The 5,277-nt window shown below is 72.4% G+C and carries 1 protein-coding gene and 1 pseudogene; both read left to right on the top strand.

Annotated elements, in window-relative coordinates:
• Positions 1-102: 102 nt before the first annotated feature.
• Positions 103-3,420: a DISARM system SNF2-like helicase DrmD gene (gene drmD, locus AC08OJ_RS18315; RefSeq protein ID WP_476596371.1), complete on the top strand. Its 3,318-nt coding sequence runs from the start codon at positions 103-105 to the stop codon at positions 3,418-3,420.
• Positions 3,417-5,277: pseudogene (locus tag AC08OJ_RS18310) on the top strand (Eco57I restriction-modification methylase domain-containing protein); the annotation flags it as partial. The gene drmD and the pseudogene AC08OJ_RS18310, both read left to right, overlap by 4 nt.

Here is a 5,277-nt window from a genome sequence, read left to right as displayed (position 1 = left end):
GAGATGGGGACCGAAGAGAGCCGGCACGGTGCCACCGGGCCGGGAATCGGTCGCCCGGCGTCCTGCCAGACTGGTCGGGCTGTTCACCAAGGGGGGTATCAGGTGCCGAGTTCGACGACCGAACGTGCTCCGTCAGCACGCCGCGTCCGCCAGCAGGCCATGGGCGGGACGGGGCCGGGTCCGGGGGTGCCGGCATCTGACGAGCGTCCCGACATCGGCGCGCTGGTGGAGGTCCGTGGTCAGAAGTGGGTGGTCGCGGACATCGACGGACCGGCCGCCGACGGGGCGCCGAGCACGAGCACGTTGGTCACCCTCCAGAGTGTGGAGGACGGTCGCTACGGCCGCACCGTCGAGGTGATCTGGGAGGTCGAGCCGGGCCGGCGGGTCCTGCCCAGTGGTTCGCTGCCCGACGTCACCCAAGGCGGCTTCGACCCACCGGGCCGGCTGGCCGCCTTCCTCGACGCGGTGCGCTGGTCGGCGGTGACCTCCGCGGACGCCCGGCGGCTGCAGGCTCCGTTCCGCTCGGGGGTGGCCGTCGAGGACTACCAGCTCGAGCCGGTGGCGCGCGCCCTTGCGGCGCCCCGGGTGAACCTCCTGCTCGCCGACGATGTCGGCCTCGGTAAGACCATCGAGGCCGGGCTGGTCGCCGAGGAGCTGCTGCTGCGGCACCGGGCGCGCCGCATCATGATTGTCTGTCCGGCCGGGCTCACCCTGAAATGGCGTGACGAGATGGCCGAGAAGTTTGGCCGCGATTTCACGATCATTGACGCGGAGCGCTGCGCGGCGGTCCGTCGCTCGCACGGTAGCGGGGCGAACCCGTTCGAGGTCTACCCGCTGACGATCGTCAGCCTGCCCTGGCTGCGTGGCCCGAAGGCGCAGCGGCTGCTCGACGAGGTGCTGCCCGGCGATGGTCAGCCGACCTACCCGCGGACCTTCGACCTGCTCATTCTCGACGAGGCCCATCACATCGCCCCGGCCGCGCCCAGGCAGGTCTACGCCGTCGACTCCCAGCAGACCAAGCTGATCCGCCGGCTCGCGCCGCACTTCACCCACCGGCTGTTCCTGTCCGCCACCCCGCACAACGGCTACCTCGCCTCGTTCACCGCGCTGCTGGAGATCCTCGACGACCAGCGGTTCGCCCGGGGCGTCGAGCCGGACCGGACGGCCGTGGACGAGGTCGTGGTCCGCCGGTTGAAAAGCAGCATCGAGAACGCGGACGGCACCCCGCGGTTCCACCGGCGCCGCTCGATCGACATGCCGGTGGTCTACCCGGACGGCGAACGGGAGATCCACGGCCTGCTCAAGGAGTTTGCCGCACTGCGCCGGGCCCGGCTGGATTCGCCGCGCGGCCGCAAGGCGACCGACCTGGTGACCCTGCTGTTGAAGAAGCGGTTGTTCTCCTCCCCGGCGGCGTTCGGCCACACCGTGGGCGTCTACCGGGAGACCCTCGTGTCCCGGCACGGGCGCCCGGCCCACGCGTCCCGCCTCGCGGACGAGGCCGGGCCGGGGATGCCTGGGCCGGGGGCGCCTGGGCCATGGATGCCCGAGCCGTGGATGGAGGCCTACTTCGACGACGTCGCGACCCTGGACGACGAGCAGCTCGCCGACGCCGAGGACGACGCCCTCGGCCGGATCGGGCCGATGCAACTCGATCCCACCGACGGCGAGATCGAGCTGCTGGACCGGATGCGGCGCTGGGCGGACGCCCACGAGGCCGAGCCGGACGCCAAGGCCCGCGCGCTGCTCGATTATCTGAACGCGGTGTGCCGGCCGGACGGGCGGCACTGGTTCGACGAGCGGGTCGTCGTGTTCACCGAGTACCGCGACACGCAGATCTGGCTCGCCGGACTGCTGCGCCAGGAGGGGTTCGCCGGGGAGCGGCTCGGCCTGTTGCACGGCGGGCTGTCCGTCGACGAGCGCGAGCAGCTGCGGCTCGCCTTCCAGGCCGAACCGAGCGAGCATCCGATGCGGGTCCTGCTCGCCACCGATGCGGCGAGTGAGGGCATCGACCTGCAGAATCACTGCCACCGGCTGGTCAACTACGATATCCCGTTCAACCCGAATAAGTTGGAGCAGCGGATCGGCCGCATCGACCGGTACGGGCAGCGCCGCTCCCCGGAGATCCGGCACTTCGTCGGCTCCGGCTGGTCGGGCACCGTCGACTCCTTTGAGGCCGACCTGGAGTTCCTGTCGCGGGTGGTGAAGAAGGTCGCGCAGATGAAGGCCGACCTCGGGTCGGTCAACGCGGTGCTCTCCGATCGGGTGCAGCGTCGGATGCTGGGGGAGCGGATCGACGTCGGTCCCGACGACCTCGACGTCGGTCCGGGCGGCTCCGTGGCCGCCGGGGGCACCGTCCCGGTCGCGGAGAACGTGCGCGAGCAGGTGCGCCGGCTGCGGGCGAACCTCGACGACACGGTCCGCGAGCTCGGCATCACCCCGGCGGCGGTGCGCCGCGTCGTTGGCACGGCGCTGAGCCTCGCCCGCCAACAGGCACTCACCCCGTACGTCGATGAGAAGGAGCACGCCGAGGGGCTGTTCACGGTGCCGACGCTCACCGGCTCGTGGCAGCGCGCCTCCGCGGGGCTCACCGAGAAGCTGCGCCGTGAGGACCTTCCCTCGGGCACGCCGCCGCGCCAGCGGCCGATCACCTTCGACCCGGCCGTGGCGAAGGACCGCGACGACGTCGTGCTCGCGCACCTCGGCCACCGCCTCGTCGACATGTCGACAAGGCTGCTGCGGGGCGCCGTCTCCAACGCCGACGTCGGGCTGCACCGGGTCACCGCCGTGCGCTCGGACGATCCGCGCTGCGAGGAGGTGCTGATCGGCGCGTTCTCCCGGTTCGTGCTGGTGGGCGCGGACGGCGTCCGGCTGCACGAGGAGGTCCTGTACGCGGGCGGCTGGGCGCCGGCGACCGGGCGGTTCCGCCGCCTGGAGAACCTGACGGTCCTCGGCGATCTCGTCGGTACCGCGCTCGCCGCCGGCCGGCCCGTCTCCGGGGAGACACGGGAGCGGCTCGCCGAGCGCTGGCCGGCAGTGCGGCCCGGGGTGCTCTCCGCTCTGGAGTGGCGGACGAGGACCCGCCAGGAGTCGCTGACCCGCCTCCTCGGCCAGCGCCGGGCTGCCGAGGAGAATCGGATCACCACTATCCTCGATCAGTTCGCCGCGACGCTGCGCGGTGCGATCGAGGATCCGGAGAACGACGAGGACGCCCTGTTCAGCCGGTTCGAGATCGCCAGGGGCCGCGAGGAGCTGGCCCAGTACCGCAAGGACCGGCAGGCGTGGCAGGACCGGCTCGACCGGCTGGACCAGGAACGGCGACGGGAGCTCGACGTGATCGCGCAGCGATACCGTGACCCGAGGCAGCACCAGTTCCCCGTCGCGGTCGTCCTGGTCGTGCCGGCAGCGGAGGAGGCGCGATGAGCACCGTGGGTGCCACCACGCGGGGCCGGGGCATCCCCGGAGGTCGCAGCGGTGGCGGCGGGGGCAGCGGTGGCGGTGGGGGTCGGCGCCGGCCGCCCGCGCCGGACGGCTCCGTGCAGCACCGCGAATGGCTAAGCCTCATCGAGGTCAGCGGGCCGTTCCTCAGCCTGCCCGTGTTCCGGCGGGTCTGGCCGACGCTCGACCCGCTGGAGAAGAAGACCCGGGAACGCCTGCGCCGGGAGCACACCGCCTGGCTGGACGATCCCGCTGGCGGCCAGGCGGCCTGGGTGCGTTTCGTCCTCGGCGAGCTACTCGGCTGGGGGAACACGCTCATCCTGCCCGATGACACAGATGACACAGATGACACAGATGACACGGACGGCGCGGACGGCGCGCTGCGCTCGTTCACCGTCGACGTCGGCGAGCACGACGCGCGCATCGTGCCGTCCTTCGTCCTCGTCGATCCGGACACGGTGGCCGCGAGGCCGTCCGAGGTGAAACCGGACGCGGTCCGCGTGCTCGGTCTGGTCGTCGCGCCGTCACAGTCCCCGACGGCGCGGATCGCCGGGCAGGCCTGGGCGGCTACGCCGGTGGACCGGGCGGCGATCGCCTGCCGGCATCACGGGATCGAGCTCGCGCTGGTGACGAACGGCCGGCAGTGGGCGCTGGTCTGGGCGCCGCGCGGCGGGGTGACGTCGACGGCGGTGTTCGACGCGGTGTCCTGGCCGGAGGCGGCCGAGCGCGACGTCGTGCGGGCGTTCGTGTCGCTGCTGTGCCGGCGGCGCTTCTTCGGCGTGCCCGACGACGAGACGCTGGTCCCGTTGCTGAAGGCGAGCCTCGGCAGCCAGGAGGAGATCACCGAGGCGCTCGGCGTCCAGGTCCGCCAGACCGTGGAGCTGCTCGTCGCCGCCTTCGGCCGCTGGCACGTCGCCGAGCGGGACCGGGGTGGCGCCGGGCTGCGCGACGTCGACGCGCACGACGTCTACCGGGGCGCGGTCGCGGTGATGATGCGCATCGTCTTCCTGCTCTACGCCGAGGAACGCGGCCTGCTGCCCGCCGGCAACGACCTGTACGCGAGCACCTACTCCGCCGGCCGGCTGTGCGCCGAGCTGGAACAGCAGCTTTACGACGGCGCGACCGAGGACGACTTGGAGCAGTCGACGGCGGCCTGGCACCGGCTGCGCGCCCTGTTCACCGCCGTGTACGCGGGGGTCGATCATTCCCGGCTGCGCATGCATGCCTACGCCGGGTCGCTGTTCGACCCGGCCGCCCATCCGTGGCTGCCGCTCGGGGTGGACGATCGCACGGTGCTGCACATGCTGCGTGCCGTCCAGTACATCCAGGTCGGCAGCGGGAAGTCCCGGGCGCGGCGGACGCTGAGCTTCCGCTCGCTGGACGTCGAGCAGATCGGTTACGTCTACGAGGGTCTGCTCTCCTACGACGCCGAACGCGCCCCGGCCGCGGAGGTGGTCGTCGGCCTAGTCGGCCGGGAGGGGCTGGAGGCCGAGGCGAAGCTGTCCGAGCTGGAGGAGCTCGCCTCGCGTCACCGGGGCCGCCCGCTGCTCGCCGCCGCGCTCGCCGAGAGGTTCGCCGCCAGTGGGATCGGCGCGCCGAAGGCGGTCGAGCGCCGGCTCGTTCCGCTGGAGGCCGGCGAGCGGGAGGAGGCCCGCAAGGCCCTGCTCGCCGTGACCCGCGGCGACTACCCAACCGCCGAGCGGCTGCTGCCGTTCCACGGCCTGCTGCGCACGGACCTGCGCGGCCAGCCCGTCGTGGTTCTGGAGGACGGGCTGTACGTCACCGAGTCGCCGCTGCGGAAGAACACCGGCACCCACTACACCCCTAGGCTTGTTTTCCGCA

The organism is Frankia sp. CgKIO3 (assembly GCF_977946435.1).
This window is presented reverse-complemented; position numbering and strand designations above follow the sequence as displayed.